We start from the raw sequence: 17,434 nt of genomic DNA on the forward strand, positions 1-17,434 counted from the left end.
CTTGCGTTCGAAAGTCTGCTGAGTAAGTCATAATGATTATATCTTTCTCTTTATTTTAAAAGCATTGTATCTTATTTATAAAAGACTGACTATAATTAGTTTATAACACTTTTGGGCGGGCTTTACTATAGTCTAAAAACATCAATCACAAAACTTTTTATCCTAGTCATTTTTAACTTCTAGTCCATACAAAATAATCAGTCTGGATAATATTCATCTAACTTATAAGTATATACTACCGTAAAAATAATAAAAGAGTAGAAACTTAACAAGCACAATATTAGAAAAGATGCGTACATAAAAGATGCTAAGGTACTATTAAAAAAATAAGTTAGCGTAGAGAGAAATAAGACACTTGACATTACATACCATATTTTTCTATTAAAAAGAAGGTTTTTTCTATAAAAAATAGAAAATAGATAGTTATTATCAAACCCTTCTTCTTTCAAATAACTAAAATCTATATATTTTATAGAAAATAATGAGTATAAAGTTACAACAATGATAAACAAAGAAATAATAAATTGTATTAGATAATAATTTATAAAAGTTATACTTAGACCAAATAATATGAGATTATAAATAAATAGTAATACAAAAAGACTATATATTAATATTTTTTTATAAAAACCCTTTCTATTTATATATGCAAATATCGCTAAGATAAAAACTATTAATAGTTCAGCAAGATAATTATATATACTAACATTATATATACCATGAATCATATATCCAATGATAGCTATAAGCACGCCTAGACCAATTATAGTTTTAGAGTATATTTCGTTGATTGCGGATATTCTTTCATACTTTTGACTTATCATAATTCTAGCACGCCCTACAAAAATCGTAATCAAATTTTTCGTATGAGTGATTACTTTTTGTATTCAATTCTTTGAAAGTATCTTTTAACCATTCGCCAATATTTCTCAACATAACACTCATAAAACTACTAATCCCTTTTCCATTAGTCAATTTCTTCTCGAAATATTCTACTGCTAATCCTACTAGAATACCTAAACCTACATATATTGCACCTATAACGATTGCTGGTATTGCTACTGCAGACCCCCCTGCTACTATGGCGGCAATTACAGCTACTAACGTACCAGCAAGAATAGTGACAGCTGCTGATATTATTATAGCTTTAATGATATTGGAAATAAGAGCTCCAGCTAAGTCGTAGCCATCAGCACTCTGATCTGCTTTCCACTCTGCTAAAGATATTGCAGAACTTAGTACGAAATATACTAGTGCATTGTTCTTAAAGGTACCTGATAAATTTTGTTTAAGAGCTTGCTTTATACCCGATACTGATCCTGCTCCTGATGTAAAAGGCATGACAACTGGATTACTTGAGAGTTGTCTTACACCTGTTTTAAAGTAGTTATTACTTTTAGTATATCCAGAAAAATATGCATAAAGTCTCCTTTCACCTGATTTTACTGTGCCCCGTTTGAAGTGCACCTTCACAATTTCAAAACCTCCCTTTTTTTTCTTTTTTATAGTTTCCTTCAACCATTTCCAATTATCAGCTGTAAAAGCAACCGATGCCCCAATTTGATTATAAAGCAAGTTTTGAGTTATGATTCCATATTGATCAACATCCGCACTTAATACAGATTTATTACCTTCACCTAAATATTTCCAGATATCTTCTGGAATGTTCTGTATATCATTTGGTGTAAGTATTTCTATAGTTGGAATCATAAGACTTCCTTTACCATAGTCCTCCCAACCTGTCATACTTTTATCTGCTCTAATATCTTTGACTAGGTTACTAGTATCGAATATTTGACTTATATATGCATGTGAACGATCTGTACCATTTGACCAGTCACGTATGCTTAATCCACTATTTTTATTTATTCTTATCAGAATTGGCGCTGGCTTTTCTAAGGGATCGTTACTGAATGAAGTATTATCAAACTTTTTAACAGGAATCCTTATAACGATTTTTCTTCCTTTGTATATAGTCAAAACACCTTCAAATTCTCTTGATACATACAAGTGTTGCGAATTTCCATCTTTAAAAATCAACGCTTTACCTCTATTGATTATCCGCTCATTATCTCTAGAGTAGAAACTAGTTTTCCTGTCAAACTTACTATCTTTCGGTAAAATACCTTCTAGTGAATCACACTGTGCAGTTAATTTTCCTCCACTTCCAGTATCTATATCTAGGATAATGTCGCGATGGTTTCTCAATATTACTTTTAACTTGGATTTTTGACGATTTGTTACGACATTTTCGCCAGGCAAATCAATATATGTAGTTTGAGTATTGCTCATAATAGCACCTTTTATTTATGTCTTGTCTGTTTTGCAATTATAGAACCGTAGGGTGCAGCTTCAATAATAGTTTTCCCATTATCATCTAGTGCTTTTGTAATTATTTCCTCATTATTTAACCGAACTCGTATAGTTTCATTTTTTGGATAATTACCATAGGCATCCACATATTGAATTTCCATATCTTCTTTTTTCATATTGCTTTTTTTTAGTTTTACGTCTCGATTACTTCCACCCCCACTACCCCAATCCACCTTACTCGCCTTATACCCGACCTGCTTTGGCGTGATAAAGGTCACATTGCCACCTGATATCTCAATGCCACTCCCTGCCGCTTTTAGCAACAGCGTATCAGGCGCGATAATCTCAACACTGTCTCGACTGTGCAGGCGCAGTACTTGTTCACTATCAAGTCGCATCTCGTTCTGATGCGCTTGTATGGTCACATCACCATGCGCTGCGGTATGAGTTTGGGCTTTATTGCTGTAGTAGTGAATATCCCCTGCCACCAATTGATTCATCTGGGTTTGACTGTGATAATGGGTGTTATCAGTGGCGTGGCTATGTGTATTCTTGGTGCTGGTCTGCTGGCTGTGTTGTCCACTTAATAGGGCTAGATGACGCTGGGAGTCGATCAGTACATGCGGCTGTTGCCATTGTCCAGATTCATTTAAGTTGTTGTCGTTGGTGTCTTGGCTAAATTCGGCAAAGGGGGTTTGACTGTCTGCTTTATTGCCGCTTTGCTTGTTACTAGCATTGCCTTCTAGTCCAACTGGCTGATGGGTGTCAGCTAGCTGCGCGTAAGCTTGTTGATGCTGATCCGCGGTTTGCAGTTTGCTATGACTGTCATGGCTCATATGCTGCTTTGATTGACTGCCTGATGTTTGACTGCTGATATGGATACCTGTACTCCCTTGCACATTAGCGGCGGCTTGAGTTTCTATGCTGATGCCTTGTCCACGAGCTTGACCGCGAGTATGGTCGGTGTGCTGATACAGATGTCCAATAGTTAGACTACTTTGATAGCTGCTGCTATAGACGTTAATCTGCGGACTGTCAGGATGAGCGTCAAACATCAGCTGGTTGTAGCCGTTGATAGCGTGGTCTTTAGTCGCCTCGCCTGTTCGACTGCTATCAATACTTTGAGTCTTGATACCGTCTATGGGATACGCATGGCTTTGGTTGATAAACCAAACGGGGCTGGTAGCGTCAATGAAGTCTGTATCACTGGCGATGCGGTTGTGCTGGGCGTCGTCGTTACCCTGTCCATTATGAGTGCTGCCGATGATGATCGGATGGGCGATGTCACCACCGATAAAGTCAATGAGGACATGCTGTCCGTGGCGCAAAGGCTGGGTGTGTCCCATGTGATCGCCGACGAGGTGGCTGGCGATGGGTATCCAGTGGCTGCTGTCGTCGCTACTATCTTCACTTTGCCAGTGGTAACGGATATGAGCGCGGTGGTTGCGGTCAGTGTCTACGGCGCTGCCACTGGCGGTATCAACGATACTGGCACTCATGAGTCCTGTGAGACTGGGATGCGGTGCGCCAAGTTTGTCCAGCTGTTCACCAAAGGGGATATGGTGATGATGCGGAAATGGCAGATAGCAGGCGCTGATATGGTGGATGTTGTCATTATCATGTGCATGGTTTGTATTGGGCTGCAAGGTTATCGGGTCAAAGGGCGCATGTCCAAGCCAGTCCGCTGGTATGTGGTTGTTGATACTGTGGTGAATGGAGACTAGGCTTATTGGTTCGGTGACATAAGGATTGCCTGCAATGTCGTGGACGCTGGGTAGACTCAAGTGACGGATATTGCCTGTAAGACTACCTATATTAGCCAATTGCACTTTGCTTTTCTGATAGCGAGTCGCAAGTTTGTCCAGTCCGTCGTCGTTTAGATAGCTATGGCTGTGGATGAAGCGTTTATGTACGATCGGACTGGCGGATTCTATCGTTTGCTCTGTACTACTATGTCCACTATATAGTCCAACGAGGCGGTTGTCGTAGCGGTAAAACTCGCTGTTTTGGATGTGCTGGCCTATTTGTGGGCGTATGGCAGTGATACGATCTTGTCTATCAGCAAGACTGGCCGGGTTTTGGCTTAAGGTACTGTGAATATCACTGGCGTCTGGGCGCAAGGCTTCGGCATCATGCGGTAATAAAACCAAGGTATGACGGTCTGTATCATGACGGTAGTAGCCAGTAACACCAAAAAGTGCCAAATACTGAGTTAAGTAAGCCAGATCGGTTTGATTATATTGCACACTATGCTGAATATGATAGTCGCCAGCGCTACTTAAGCGCTCGTCAATCTCAACGTTTATGTTATATGGGCTAATAATATCTTTGATAAGCTCACTTAGACTTAAATGATGGTGACGGCGGTTGTGACTGCTTAAGCGTAGCTGACTAAGAGCTGGTTCACAGATGATGCGGTAGGCGGCCATACCACTGTTGCTACCTAAAGCGATGACTTCGGTGATGATACCGTGGCGAATTTGGCTCGGCAGTAGCGTATCAGCCGTATACCAGTGAATAGCAAGACTTTGCCCTAGCCAGCCTTTGGTATCCAGCCCTGCTTGGGGATGTAGCAAGGTGAGGCTGATACGGTAGCCACAATAGAGGGCGAGCTGGCGCTGCTGATAAGATAGCTGACGTTGATCTTGGTGGTAGGGACTTGGATAGGCGGTGGGCGCTGGCATCAAGACAGGCTTATCCCAGACACTATCAGGCAATGGCATGCCGAGCAGACTCTCAACAAGGTCTGCTTGCTGTATCAGACTCATGGCGATATCAGGATGGGCGCTAGTAAGTTGCACGTGCCGCTTAGTTTGAGTCCATACCATGATGCGCCCTTCTCTCTAAGTCCAAAAGTTGAAAGTTTAAAATGATAAAATTTAGGGATGCTGTCTACATAAAATACATAAATTGCTCAAACCTTACTTGCCGCTCAAACAACTGTCTAATTGAAAAACCCATCAATAACCATCGTTAGACGACTCTCGTTTTGGCTGAATACCAATCATGTCAGAAATACTGGCAAGCTGATCTTCGCTCTTGATGATATGCGAAAGCCATTGGTCCAGTGGCATATCTGCCCAATCAATGGCACGGCCAAGTAAAAACGTCACAGGACTGTGTGGCTCATTGGTCGCAAAATAGTCTTGGATTTGCCTTAATAGTTTGAGTGCTTGCCGGCGGTTGCTTTGATGATCACCACTGTTTGGCTCAAAACCTTGCGATACGGCAGTACTGGATGTCTTAGCGCGAACCTGTACTGTTTCATGATTATCATCAGTCATCGCTTCTGTCGATGTATCGTCTAACATCACTTGCTCAGGAATCAGCGGCGTTAAATGCTGTATTAACGCGTCTAATAGATCAGTGACAGGCGCAAAGACGGGGGCGTCCATTCCCATCAGATCATTTAGCTGATCGGTTAGGCGTTGCCACTGCGTTTTGACCAGACTCAGCTCTGTGATAAGGGTTCGTTGCCAGCTATCATGACTGTCTTTAATGGCTTGGTTGTACTCATCTAAGCTCAACTGACCACTATCATCATCTGGGTTTTTTTGCCGCTGTTTATCGTGTTCGCGAGCAGTTAAATAATAGTTATAGTTATAAATATTACTCTTACTATCAGAAAGAGGCAGCTGCTTAAGATCATCTGTCAACGCTTTGACGAACCATGACAGCAGGCCTGCCCTAATATCCATGCTATCTTCTTCACCATCTAACGGCGGATACATCGTCAGCCAGTATTCATCATTGAGAGCTTGCAATAGCTGTAATCCGTGACCAACACCTGCCAAATGATTGGTGTGACTAAGCGCATCAACGTACCAGAGTGCCAACTTTAAGTCTTTACTTTTATTCACCAAAAGTCTGGCACACTCTTTTTTTACAAACGCCCAATCAGCAACCTTAAGCTCGGTCACCCAAGTTCCTTGCGCCAGCAGTGGATCGTCCTCTTGACGAGCAGCGGCAATAGCCTCGAGACTCATATCAAAAGTCAAATCCTCGCCCACACCGTGATGGGAGTCCATAATAGGCGCGATAAGTGTACTTATGGGCGTCATATTCGTATCATTCATCATGATGCTTCCTGATTCTGACTTTCTTGCGCCATTTGACTGAGTGCTACAATAGAGTCACTAACTAAACGGCAATCGATGTGATCCTCATCATTAACAAAGACGGTAATTTGATTGAGCATCCTTTTTGTTTCATCATGAGCGAGCAGTTGAGTGGCAATCTTTGGCAGTAACGTTTGGCTAATAATCGCATCGGCATTACGTGCCCCTGAGTCCACTTCATGACAACGTGACAATATCAGCTCAATAACCTCCGAATCGACGATACACGGCACATCATAATGAGCACGAATACGACTCGTGACTTTGTCTAGCTTAAGGCGAATAATTTCCGCAAGTGCATCATCTGTCAATGGATAATATGGAATCACTGTCAGTCGACCCAAAAACGCTGGCTTAAATGCCTTATACAACTGCGGATTAATCGCTTGTTTTAGATGATCACTGCCAGGTAAGCAAAAGTCAGTAACGGTAGGATCAGTATTGATACATTGCTGCATAATAGTAGAGGAGCCGACATTGCTAGTCAGCATGATAAGCGTGTTTTTAAAGTCGATTAAACGCCCTTCGCTATCTTCCATGACCCCTTTGTCAAACACCTGATAAAACAAATCTAAAACGTCGGGATGGGCTTTTTCGACCTCGTCAAGTAATAGCACACTATAAGGACGACGTCTGACCGCTTCTGTCAGCACTCCGCCCTCACCATACCCTACATAGCCCGGCGGCGAACCTTTTAAGGAAGCCACACTATGTGCTTCTTGATATTCTGATAAGTTGATAGTGATTAAGTTACGTGCGCCGCCGTAGAGCACATCGGACAATGCCAGCGCTGTTTCTGTCTTACCCACCCCGCTTGGCCCTACCAGCATAAATATACCTTGAGGGCGATTGGGATCATCAAGGCGTGCTTTGGCTGTATGGATGCGCTTAGCGATAGCGTCAATAGCATGGTCTTGGCCGATAAGCCGTGCTTGTAGCGTGTTTTGCAAATTCAAAAGACGGTGTTTTTCGTCACCTGCCATGTCATTGAGGGGTATTCCTGTCCAATCAGAGACAATCTGCTTGATAACCTGACGATCCAGAGTTGGGTGCACTAATCGATACTTTTTTTGAGCACGCTCTAATGCTTGGGCGACTTCTTGATAATCCGACTGCGTATCCAACCGTGCCTGAGCACTCAACGGCTGACCCTCATCGTCTATACTGTCATTTAATACTCGTCCAAGTTGATCTAGCTGCGCGTTCAGCGCCAACTGCTCTTGCCAGCATGCTGTCATCTCATGGATTTTCTGCTGGTTTAGCTGACGCTGTTCGTCTAATACTGCAATTTTTTGACTAACCTTGTGTTTGTCTTCCATCAAACCGATACGTTCAAGCTGTTGGTTGAGGCTACTGATGTGCTGCTGTATCTGCTGCTCGGTAGCATGCAACTGATCGAGTTGGTTGGGTAAAGCAGTTTTAGACAAGCTCACTCGAGCAGCAGCGGTATCTAACAAACTCACCGCTTTATCAGGCAGTTGTCGATCACTCAGATAACGCGCTGACAGCTCAACGGCGGCCTGCAAAGCGTCATCATCAATGGAGATAGCAAAGTGTGCTTGCATCTTTTGACGTAACCCGCGAATCATAGCAATCGCCGTTTCGATGTCAGGCTCATCGACTTTGACGACTTGAAAGCGGCGAGATAAGGCGGCGTCTTTTTCAAAGTATTTTTTGTACTCAGACCACGTCGTTGCGGCGATGGTTCTAAGCTCACCTCTTGCCAATGCTGGCTTTAGTAAATTAGCCGCGTCATTTTGACCAGCCTGCCCGCCAGCACCGATTAAGGTATGCGCTTCATCAATAAACAATATGATAGGCTGAGTCGATGACTGCACTTCTTCAATGACTTGTTTTAAGCGGTTTTCAAACTCTCCTTTAACACTTGCACCGGCTTGCAGCAGCCCTAAATCAAGGGTGCGGATTACGATATTTTTTAGTTGGTCGGGCACTTGCTCTAAGACTATCTTTTGTGCCAACCCTTCTACCACAGCAGTTTTACCAACGCCTGCTTCACCCGTCAAAATAGGATTGTTTTGGCGTCGCCGAATCAATATATCAATTAATTGATGTATCTCAAACTCACGTCCAATGACAGGATCGATCTCGTCAGCACAGGCTTTCGCTGTCAAATCATGGGTATACTTATCCAGTGCAGGGGTGGTCGTTTCAGTAGACACCCTATCATCATCCACCCCAAAGCGCTCTTGAGTATTATCCAGCGACTGAGAGGGATGAGCGCCCTCTACATGAGCATAACTCGCCACCTCACTGCTTTCTGTACTGCCAGCGCATTGTTTTTCATAGTCGTTTTTTAAAACGTGACGATCGATCAAACATAATGAATCAGGCAAAGCATGTAATAGCGCCTGATAACTATCATAACCCAGCAACACTAGCAAAATATGCCCTGAGCGAATCTCGATTTGAGGCTTAGTATGCTCATGTTTATCAGTATATTGACTGCTAGCAAGCATCCAAGCGTCCTCTAGCAGGGTGATGAGCTGTACACTAAACACAGGGGTCACACCCATAGCAGATGGCAATTCTTCTATCTTATTTAATAACGCTTCTTTTAAAAAAGTAGAGTCAATTTTATTGGTTTTTAGAATTTGGCTAAAATCATTATAAGGCGAACGACTTAGCTCATATAAAAAATGCAGCACATCTACATCACGATTACCCTGTTCGATACATAAGCGGGCCGCTTGTTGTAAGCATTTGCGGCAGCTGGGCGTCAACCTTGTGATTACTGCTTTTAATTGACTCATAAAACTCTTCCTTTTTTATTGAACAGGTAATGCATAATAAGTGTCTTTAAAGTCTGTATAGGCAGGCTGAGATACCAAAAATCCTCCACGGCCCAATCCGCCAAACTCACTTTCTGATAGTGACAACGGCTTTACTTCCTTTTTATCAAGCTCAAGCTGCACATCAATCGCCAAACACACCCCACACCATTTGCGTATAAACTCTGTAATAACTTGATGAATATCGCCCTGCGGCAGCAGACGAATATAACGCTCGGCATCTAATTGATGAAAGATTATTTTGATTTTACTATCAAACTGAATTACCCTCGCTCCGCAAAACGCTGAGACCCCTAGCTGCACATGCTGCGTACCGAGAGCTGTCTGCTCTGTAGCAGGTAGATCAAACCACTCAGGGATGAATTGCTCAACACTGACCTTGATTTTCAAAAAGTGAGACAGCACATGTGCCAGCTGATCAGCGCTCAACCGACCAGGCGAAATCCTACCTGCATAGGCGATCAAACTGTCGATACTGGTGAGTCTAGTAGGCTGGCGTGCTAGAGCCCGTAAACTTAGTAAATACTTGTCTTGATTGTCATCTAGCTCATACTGTATAGGCAGGTTATAAAACCAGCTGGCTTTTACGTACAAACTGGTCAATCTATGGTTAAATAAATCTAAAAACTCAGGCGCAGCACCGTCTTTGATATGACGCACACGCATCGCAAGCTGATTAGTATAAAAAGCTGGCAGCGCAGACATAGGGCCTGTCAAGCCAATGTGCGCAGGATAGATCTCGACCTGTCTAACACAGTTATCCATCGACTCTTGAGGTACTAATGTCATCGACTCAATCTCAGCAAGCGGATAGGCCAAGGATAATGAGGAACGAAAGCGTATCTCAATTGGCACATTTCCAATTTGAGCTTGACGGTGCAGCAATCTGACCGCTTGCAGCAAATCAAATCGCTGCGGCTCATCAAACAGTGGCGCTATATCTATATAAGAGGTGTCAGACCACTTCTTGGCTGGCATCGACAAACCTCCTCTTTGGTCACGGCATCTAATATGATTACTTCTACAAAGCTATTTAAGCTGGCATGATACCCAAGCACATAAGACAATAACTGTGCAAACTGACGAATACTTACTCCAGAAAAATGACTGCGATTGATACAAATATCAATAATGGTGCCACGAACAAATCCTGGCTGCGGAGTGCGCTGAATTCTTCGTGCTTCAATTCGTGTCTCAACTGATACGATACCGTCTATTAGTAGCGCATTAGAAGCTGACTGAGTAATATCATAAAGCGATAAATACTCTTTAATGAGCTTAGCATCTTTTGACGCGAGCGATAAAAAGTTGAGACTCAGCATCGAAATCAGCCGCCAGCGCTCATCGCCAGTGTACTCAAACCGTGCGGTTCGCGATGGCTGTTTGAGTAAGGACACGCTACTAAAGCCTGTCATGCTATCGCAAAACAGATCTCCGCGGCTCTGACCAAATACAATTTGAGAGGGTAAGTCTCTATTAGTGCAGGTCAAAACCGCACTCATACTAACTGACCCTGTTGTCGCTACAGACGACTTATCTGTGAATAATATTTGATACTCAAACCCTTGCTGAAAGTCCGCCATATCTTTGTCACGTTTGACATGATAATAACGACCATCGTTTTTTTGTTCATAGTGCGTAAGCGCGTAAAAAGGATGATAAACCTGCTGGACTTGTCGGTTATTAATCTGCTTTGACTCAATTACCTTCTCAACATCATAAACTTCGTGTTGAAAGAGTGTACGTGCATCTGGAACCAAGTCATAATACATCGACTGCTGTGTGACCAAAATAGGCTTAGCAGCGGTTTTAAACAAGTTAACTACAGGCGTACAAAACAATTTAAGACTGCTGCTGTCGAGCTGCTGTAAATTTTTAAGACGTATGGTGTTTTTTTTATCGAATTTAAAATAACAGCGCAACTCAAACCCACTACTATCTATAGTGAACTGTGAGCTGTGATCACTTAGGTCTAGTTGTAAAAAGTTAAACTTCTCTGGAAAATAAAAATACTCTTTTAAAAGCGCGGCTGATGAGTTGGGAGCGCGATGGTTGGGCAGTAATTGCTGCTCAGGCTCAAACCCCAAAGGTTTGAACGGACTGCCAGCAATAACATATTTTTTATGAGTAATGATGTGAGTCTGCTTAACATCACACCATAGTAAGTCCCAAAGGCTCGTGCCTTGGCTAGCATCTTGATCTATATATAAATCAACACCAAGATGTAGTAGCTGCTGGTAGTCAAATCCTGCATTTAGCCCTTTAAACTGAATGCTGATACAACCATTTAGCAACCCATGCTGAGGGTCGCTGACTTCCTGATGTGTTTCAAACCGAACATCACTGACGCTAAGGGGAAACAATGTCACCGCTTGGGTAGATTGGAACTGGCACGCAGTACCATTTATTTTTTGAGTAAAAAACTTGTGGTGTTTGTCCACAGTAATAGGTTCGCTTAAATTATGTGCGTGTACACCTAAATTAAACTGAGCAATAGAGACCGATGGAAATGGCTTGATATAATCAGGATACAATACTGATAAAAGCGACTCTGTAAAATCAGCATAAGAGTCATCTAATTTTTTATTGATGCGTGCGCTGATGAGTGAAAAAGCTTGAATCAGGCGTTCGATATGAGGATCGTCCACCGTATCATGTGCCATCAACAAGCGATTGGCAATTTTAGGATACTTTTTTGCAAATTCTTTAGATTGCTTATTAAAAAGTGTCAACTCATGCTCAAAGTAAGGAAGTAAACTATCCATAACGCCTCAATATATCGATAACCATGGCTCTAACATCTGCATATATGACTGAGCTTGCCGTATTCACTTAACATAATAACGCTGAAAGCTGGGTTCAAAAAACGCATCAAAGCTGACCAACTCACGAGCAGGATAAACCTTAAGTAATGCTTCAATAGAAAAACAAAGCTGATTGACGTCAACTGCGCCAATATCTAGTGACACTCGAACATTTCTAAGTCGAAGATCTTGCTGTTCTATAGTTTTTGCAATCTGGCGGCAGATATAGTCACAGTCTGCTGGGTTGGCACTACTCAAACCGACAAAGTCTAAAATGCCAAAGTTAAGCACAGAGGCACTGGCAGTTGGATACTCTTGTAGACGATCTGACATCACACAGCGCGTATTAAGCAGCGCCTCCAAGTCTTTTGCAACAGAAGCCTTGAGCTCATTAATATTCAGACGGCGCACCACCATTTGCTGCTCATGATAGCGCGGCTGATCATCAAACAGCTGCTCAAACAGGTTAAGACGAAACCCACTTTTCGTATCGCTATAACTCATACTTCTCACTTTTAACCTATGTGCTCTTATGACAAAAAAGAAAGGCTCAAAAACGACCTTTCTTTTTATGAGCAATTAGGGCGTGTTGAACACGCCCTAATATGGATGCTATCGATTTATCTATGTTAGGCCGTATAAGTCGCAGTGTTGTTGGCAAGTGACCATTTCTTAGTCACCGCACCTTTTGCCGTACCATCGATATCTTGCTGAGTATAAGTCCACTCAACTGCCGCGTATTTGATACCTACCTTCTCTGTTGGTACGCCTTCTGCACGCACCATTGGCTCAACACTTGAAATGAGCGCATGCTTTAATTTAATTTCAAGGTATTTAACGCGCTTATCGCCATTTGCACGATAAAAATCAATTTGGATCTCGTCAAATGTATAACCAGCAGAACACGCTTCCCAGAGCTTTGGACTTGTTGAGTCTAGGTCTTTGACAAATGACATATCTGCATGTTCGCAGCGCTCAGAGGTATGACCACCGACACTACTCGCTGTCGCTGATTTTGGTTGGCGAATTAAATGATCCCAAGCATTTACCTCAAGCCAACCTTTATGCTCACTATCACGAGACTCGCCATCAATCTTATATTTACCACGGAACTGAATGTAAATATCCTTCATATTGCATACCCTTTAATAACAATTAATGTGTTTTAGTGGTTCTTATTTACTACTGGTTTGACACGATCAGCTGTTGCTGGTTTGCGGCAGTTGTGTGACCAGACGCAAAGAAACTGACAACTCATCGAGCTGAAAGTGTGGTCTTAAAAAAACCACAGATTTGTAGACTCCAGGCTTTCCTGGCACTTCCACAACTTGTACTGATGCCTCACGTAGCGGATACTGCGCTTTTGCTTCTTGTGAGGCGCCATCATCGAGTAAGACATAACGCGAGATCCAATCATTCAAAAAAGATTCCACGTTACCTGGTGCTAAAAAACTGCCGACTTTATCGCGCATCATCGCTTTTAGGTAGTGAGCAATACGAGAGGTTGCCATAATATATTGCAGCTGCGTAGACAACATAGCATTCGCATTGGCATCATCATTCTGATAGGTTTTGGCCTTTTGCACAGATTGAGCGCCAAAAAAAGCCGCGTAATTGGTGTTTTTGCAATGGACTAACGGAATAAAACCCAAGTCGCTTAACTCTTTTTCACGTCGATCTGTAATAGATATCTCGGTTGGACATTTAAGCGCCAAATCACCTTCATCTGTTTTAAAGGTATGAACAGGCAAGCCTTCAACCAAGCCACCCCCTTCTACGCCGCGTATTGCTGCACACCAGCGGTAATCAGAAAATGCTGAGGTCAAGCGTGATGCAAAAGCATAGGCGGCATTTACCCATAAGTAATCATCATGATTGGATCCTGAAACACCTTCAACAAAGTTAAATCCATCAACCACTGTGCCATCCTTAGGGTTGTAAGGCAGGCGGCCTAAGAAACTAGGCACTGTCAATGCGACATAGCGAGCATCATCAGATTGCCTAAAGGCACGCCATCGAATATACTCTGCTGTTTCAAATATTTTAGATAAGTCTCTTGGTCGACCAATATCAGTAAATGAATCCAACCCAAACATTTCGGCCGATGCAGCAGACACAAAGGGTGCATGTGCTGAGGCTGCCACATGTGAGATTTGTTCTAATAAGTACATATCAGCATTTTGACGAGTAAACTCAAAATCGCCAACCAAGGCAGCATAAGGCTCACCACCAAAGCTACCAAACTCTTCTTCATAGATTTTCTTAAACAATGTACTTTGATCAAAATCTATAGAAGACTGAAAATCCTTGGTCAGCTCACGTTTGGTCGTGTTGAGCATACGAATCTTTAACATAGACTCAGAGGGTGTTTGGCTACATAAGTAATGTAAGCCGCGCCAACTTGATTCCAGCTTTTGAAACTCTGGGGCATGCATAACGGTGGTTAGCTGCTTTGAAATCAGCGCATCGATCTGAGCAATACGACTATCAATAGAAGCTGCCAGATTATCTGACAATGTCACCGTGCCTTGCATCACCTCGTTAGCTAACTCAGCAATTTGTGACTTTGCCCGCATTTTTTCATCATCAGACTTTGCAATATTACTTTTATTAACTATATCTTCGAGTAAATCATACTCATCTGTTACCGTAGGGTTTGCTATTAATTGAGCGCTCATACTTACTTTCCATCATCAGATATATTATTGCCTGCCATGTTTTTGACTTGTTCGGTATTTTTTAGAACTTCATCTAATAAATCTTCAAGTTTTTCATTTGCAGATATCTTATTGCGCAGATCAGCCAATCGATCACGGGCAGCGACCAATTGCTTCAAAGGTTCAATCTGATTGGCAACTGATTCAGGGCGAAAGTCATCGATAGCATCGAACGCTAAGTCAACGGCAAACTCCCCGCCTTTTTCGCTAAGCTCGTTTTTGACTCTAAACGTTGCGCGGGGCGCTAACCCTGACATTACTTCGTCAAAAGTATCCAAGTCAATTTCAACGAACTTCTTATCTTTGAGTCGAGGCTGCTCAAGCGTTGAATCCCCAGAAAACTCTCCTAAAACACCAACGACAAAAGGAATCTCCTTTGTCTCAATAGCGTCTCCTACTTCCACATCATAAGTAAGATGTACACGGGGTGCCCGTACTTTACCCAGTTTCTTTTGAACACTGTCGTTATTTGCCATATGCGTTACCTAAGCTGTTTGGATTTTTATCTAACAATTACTGATAGTCTCTGATGGTTGTTGATGCGAATAAATCTAGTAATTAGCCCTATTACCATAAATACGAAACGAATCAACGTAAAATACCAAATGGATCGGTTGGTGCTGAAGAGCTGGGTTTAACTGGGGTGCGTTTGGTCGGTACTTTTTGTTTCGATATTACTGTTTTGGTTGTGCGGCGAGGCGCTGACTTTTTTTTCCTAGTACGCTCTTTTTTATGGGCAGATCTTGCACGGGCGGGCTTGGTATTTGTCAACTTCTTAGTACGTACAACAGGTGTGGGTAGCGACTCGTCATAGTTAAATCCATGAACGTTGCCATATATTTGGCTTAACGTCATTTTGTATTCATTGATAAACTTATCACTGCTACCATTTAGATAACCTGCTTCTAATTGACTACCAACCACTTGCACGCTGCTATCTAGTAGTATCTTTTGAAGATAAGCGGTACTTTCCCCTAACTTCGTAGCTTCGCTTACCGAGTAAAGCGCATAAGTGTAATAACCATTGTCATAATATATTTTTGCCAAGGCTTCCCAAGCAAAGCGATCTTTAGGATTAGCAGTAACGGTTTGATTTAGCGCCTCAACGAGCGTATATAGCTGAGAGGACTGCCGCTTCTCTGATGACTTGATAGCCTCATACTGTTTCATGATACTAGACGTTGAGAATGTATCGTCGCCATGAGCAACGCTAAAGCCTGCCCCCATTATGATAAGGCCTGTTATGATGGCTTTTGCAGCCCTTATATTGATACTGTGTTTCATCACCCTACTACTTAATTGTTGAGTATAAAAAAGAATTACTACTAAAGCGCTTCTTCAAACTAAAGACGAGCTTTAAAAGAGCGCATGCTCTTCAGCCTACACGCCAAGACTGTAGTGTCTCTACAGCTTGTTTTCTGTATTGACCAACGTGATCACATCATCCAACGTTTCTTTTATTTTCGCTTTTTCGGGCTCAGCCATCACTTCATTATTATGATAAACACTCACGTTGTTTTTTGAGAGTTTCAACGCAGACATCATCGCTATTTCTCGGGCAGTTACCAGTTGATTGTTTTTACCAAGTGCTTGATTGGCAGCTCTTAACGCCCTAGCATAACTTTTTGATTGGTAATACTTTTTAGCCATAAACTGCCATTGGGCGGCTGTCACTTTTTCACTATTTTTTTCGTTGGTTAAATACGCTAAAGAAGGTGATGTCAACACACTTCTAGCAGCAGAAGGTGCGTATGACGTATCTTTTTTCATACTAGAAGTACACCCTGCTAACAACACTGAGGTGGTCAAGCCAATGCATAACCAACAAATGTTTCGGTATTGAACAAAAGATATCGGTATCATAGATAAAACATCGCTAAAACAATAATTGGCATTTTGTACGACAGCAATAAACGTTACGTTTACGCCTCGATATCGATTCGACACTAATAACGGGCGTTTGTAATGTAATTTTGTATTACTGAAATGTGACCCTAAGTATACATATACCTGACAATATTTCAATAAAATTTACAATCTTTTGTATACTTTATTCGGTAATAATTATTTTTTCACCGACTACGCTCATTGTGCGATGGTTTTTATTCTATATTTATACTTAATAACATCATAATTTAACAAATATCTCCGTTGATGCTATATTTACGACCACTCATCAGACATATTTTAGTATTTTACTGTTTGTAACACTTCTTACCCAGACTACTGTCACCTGACAGGGATACACCAAAATACTTATAAATGTTGGTTTTTTTTGACTATTTCATAGTTTTAGACAGGATCTAGATGTCTACTTTTTATATTTTTCACTGGCAAGCATCGAAATTAGTTTTCTACTTTAGCCATGAAAGCTTTTATAAGATAGGTTGCTAATAAGCAAAAAAACGGTGGGAATCATATTAAAACACTAAGGCGTGTCTTTATTGTAAAAATGGTGATAAGAATGAGATACATTGCCGGTCAAACAAGGAAAGTAGCGCCGTTAATATTGGGATATTGACCAGATATTTGACGATGGTTGGCAAAATTTGGTCATTTTTAGCCCGTTTAGATAACTATAGTCAATTCATTCTAAAAATGACATAGCGCTGCTGGGATGAATTTTGCGCAGCCTCTGTGATAACAGCACGCAAGTAAAATTTATACCAGTA

General features: G+C 41.8%; 12 protein-coding genes. All 12 read right to left on the reverse strand.

Going from position 1 to position 17,434, the window contains the following annotated elements; genetic code table 11:
* Window positions 1-828: 828 nt before the first annotated feature.
* The 12 genes from J3491_RS11360 to J3491_RS11415 all read right to left on the reverse strand — a co-directional run bounded on the left by J3491_RS11360 (window position 829) and on the right by J3491_RS11415 (window position 16,532).
* Complete coding sequence (locus tag J3491_RS11360; RefSeq protein WP_075100791.1) at window positions 829-2,292, reverse strand: hypothetical protein; 1,464 nt, start codon at window positions 2,290-2,292, stop codon at window positions 829-831.
* Window positions 2,293-2,303: 11 nt separating this feature from the next.
* Window positions 2,304-5,141 carry a DUF2345 domain-containing protein gene (locus tag J3491_RS11365; protein WP_207970297.1) on the reverse strand — a complete coding sequence of 946 codons (2,838 nt, stop codon included), beginning with the start codon at window positions 5,139-5,141 and terminating at the stop codon, window positions 2,304-2,306.
* 132 nt (window positions 5,142-5,273) lie between these two features.
* Window positions 5,274-6,392 (reverse strand): type VI secretion system protein TssA, encoded by a 1,119-nt coding sequence (gene tssA / locus J3491_RS11370; protein ID WP_207970298.1) that lies wholly within the window; start codon window positions 6,390-6,392, stop codon window positions 5,274-5,276.
* Window positions 6,389-9,202, reverse strand: coding sequence for a type VI secretion system ATPase TssH (tssH, locus tag J3491_RS11375; protein WP_207970299.1), 2,814 nt, complete (start codon window positions 9,200-9,202; stop codon window positions 6,389-6,391). Before tssH ends, tssA begins: the two co-directional genes overlap by 4 nt.
* A gap of 15 nt (window positions 9,203-9,217) precedes the next feature.
* Window positions 9,218-10,219 carry a type VI secretion system baseplate subunit TssG gene (tssG, locus tag J3491_RS11380; RefSeq protein ID WP_207970300.1) on the reverse strand — a complete coding sequence of 334 codons (1,002 nt, stop codon included), beginning with the start codon at window positions 10,217-10,219 and terminating at the stop codon, window positions 9,218-9,220.
* Window positions 10,183-12,006: a type VI secretion system baseplate subunit TssF gene (gene tssF, locus J3491_RS11385; protein WP_207970301.1), complete on the reverse strand. Its 1,824-nt coding sequence runs from the start codon at window positions 12,004-12,006 to the stop codon at window positions 10,183-10,185. The genes tssG and tssF overlap by 37 nt, the downstream gene beginning before the upstream one ends.
* Window positions 12,007-12,069: 63 nt before the next feature.
* Window positions 12,070-12,549 carry a type VI secretion system baseplate subunit TssE gene (gene tssE / locus J3491_RS11390; protein WP_207970302.1) on the reverse strand — a complete coding sequence of 160 codons (480 nt, stop codon included), beginning with the start codon at window positions 12,547-12,549 and terminating at the stop codon, window positions 12,070-12,072.
* Between the two features lie 125 nt (window positions 12,550-12,674).
* Window positions 12,675-13,178, reverse strand: a complete 504-nt coding sequence (locus tag J3491_RS11395) for an Hcp family type VI secretion system effector (protein WP_075100784.1) — start codon at window positions 13,176-13,178, stop codon at window positions 12,675-12,677.
* Window positions 13,179-13,244: 66 nt separating this feature from the next.
* Window positions 13,245-14,723, reverse strand: a complete 1,479-nt coding sequence (gene tssC, locus J3491_RS11400; RefSeq protein ID WP_100749378.1) for a type VI secretion system contractile sheath large subunit — start codon at window positions 14,721-14,723, stop codon at window positions 13,245-13,247.
* Between the two features lie 2 nt (window positions 14,724-14,725).
* Window positions 14,726-15,238, reverse strand: coding sequence for a type VI secretion system contractile sheath small subunit (gene tssB / locus J3491_RS11405; RefSeq protein ID WP_075100782.1), 513 nt, complete (start codon window positions 15,236-15,238; stop codon window positions 14,726-14,728).
* A gap of 112 nt (window positions 15,239-15,350) precedes the next feature.
* Entirely contained in the window at window positions 15,351-16,046 is a 696-nt protein-coding gene (locus J3491_RS11410) for a tetratricopeptide repeat protein (RefSeq protein ID WP_207970303.1), read from the reverse strand.
* A 120-nt stretch (window positions 16,047-16,166) separates the two neighbouring features.
* Entirely contained in the window at window positions 16,167-16,532 is a 366-nt protein-coding gene (locus J3491_RS11415) for a hypothetical protein (protein WP_075100780.1), read from the reverse strand.
* Between the last annotated feature and the right edge of the window lie 902 nt (window positions 16,533-17,434).

Origin of the sequence: Psychrobacter halodurans (genome assembly GCF_017498075.1) — a bacterium.
In the GTDB taxonomy this organism is placed as follows: domain Bacteria; phylum Pseudomonadota; class Gammaproteobacteria; order Pseudomonadales; family Moraxellaceae; genus Psychrobacter; species Psychrobacter celer.

Excerpts from the sequence above, each read along its gene's own strand:
- J3491_RS11360 (WP_075100791.1), bottom strand. The coding sequence starts at position 2,292 with ATGAGCAATACTCAAACTACATATATTGATTTGCCTGGCGAAAATGTC.
- tssH (WP_207970299.1), bottom strand. The coding sequence starts at position 9,202 with ATGAGTCAATTAAAAGCAGTAATCACAAGGTTGACGCCCAGCTGCCGC.
- tssC (WP_100749378.1), bottom strand. The coding sequence starts at position 14,723 with ATGAGCGCTCAATTAATAGCAAACCCTACGGTAACAGATGAGTATGAT.
- J3491_RS11365 (WP_207970297.1), bottom strand. The coding sequence starts at position 5,141 with ATGGTATGGACTCAAACTAAGCGGCACGTGCAACTTACTAGCGCCCAT.
- tssB (WP_075100782.1), bottom strand. The coding sequence starts at position 15,238 with ATGGCAAATAACGACAGTGTTCAAAAGAAACTGGGTAAAGTACGGGCA.
- tssG (WP_207970300.1), bottom strand. The coding sequence starts at position 10,219 with ATGCCAGCCAAGAAGTGGTCTGACACCTCTTATATAGATATAGCGCCA.
- tssF (WP_207970301.1), bottom strand. The coding sequence starts at position 12,006 with ATGGATAGTTTACTTCCTTACTTTGAGCATGAGTTGACACTTTTTAAT.
- tssA (WP_207970298.1), bottom strand. The coding sequence starts at position 6,392 with ATGATGAATGATACGAATATGACGCCCATAAGTACACTTATCGCGCCT.
- J3491_RS11410 (WP_207970303.1), bottom strand. The coding sequence starts at position 16,046 with ATGAAACACAGTATCAATATAAGGGCTGCAAAAGCCATCATAACAGGC.
- J3491_RS11395 (WP_075100784.1), bottom strand. The coding sequence starts at position 13,178 with ATGAAGGATATTTACATTCAGTTCCGTGGTAAATATAAGATTGATGGC.
- J3491_RS11415 (WP_075100780.1), bottom strand. The coding sequence starts at position 16,532 with ATGAAAAAAGATACGTCATACGCACCTTCTGCTGCTAGAAGTGTGTTG.
- tssE (WP_207970302.1), bottom strand. The coding sequence starts at position 12,549 with ATGAGTTATAGCGATACGAAAAGTGGGTTTCGTCTTAACCTGTTTGAG.